The sequence below is a fragment of the Pseudomonas sp. RA_35y_Pfl2_P32 genome (genome assembly GCF_963970735.1).
GTDB lineage: Bacteria > Pseudomonadota > Gammaproteobacteria > Pseudomonadales > Pseudomonadaceae > Aquipseudomonas.
Genome location: NZ_CAXAQF010000194.1, coordinates 1 through 530 on the forward strand (window position 1 = coordinate 1; position 530 = coordinate 530).

Genomic DNA, 530 nt, shown 5'->3' on the forward strand with positions numbered 1-530 from the left:
CCGCATTCGACCCGAGCCGGACCGGCTGACCGGATTCTATTTGGCGATGGCGGTGGGCGGGGCGCTCGGTGGGGTGTTCGCCGCCTTGATCGCCCCGCTCGTGTTCGACTGGACCTATGAATATCCGATCCTGGTGCTCGCGGCCGGGCTATTGGTGCCCCAGCATGCCTTGCTGCGTCCGATCAGAAGATTGTGGGAGGGGAGCGCGCACCGCCGCCATATTCTCACCGGCGTGGTGGCGCTGGTCGTGCTGGGGCTGGTGGGTTTGATTCTGGCGGATGCGGGGCCGGGGCTTGGCGCGCTGCCGCAGGCCGCTTTGTTGGTGATCGTCGTGATCGGGCTGTTATCCATGGGCGCGCGGTGGGCGTTTGTGTCTGTACTGCTTGGCGTGTTGGTCGCGTTCGGCGGATACCGGGCGGTGATGATCTCATTGGAACCGCACGCGCGCACGCGGAGCTATTTCGGCGTTTATACCGTTCATAACGCGGCGACCCAGCGGCAATTGTCGCACGGCACCACGGTCCACGGTG

Annotated in this window: 1 protein-coding gene; it reads left to right on the forward strand. The window is 65.3% G+C overall.

The genetic code is table 11. From position 1 onward, the window contains the following. On the forward strand, positions 1-530 hold a 530-nt coding region (locus AACY45_RS27825; RefSeq protein WP_339548689.1), incomplete at both ends, for a hypothetical protein.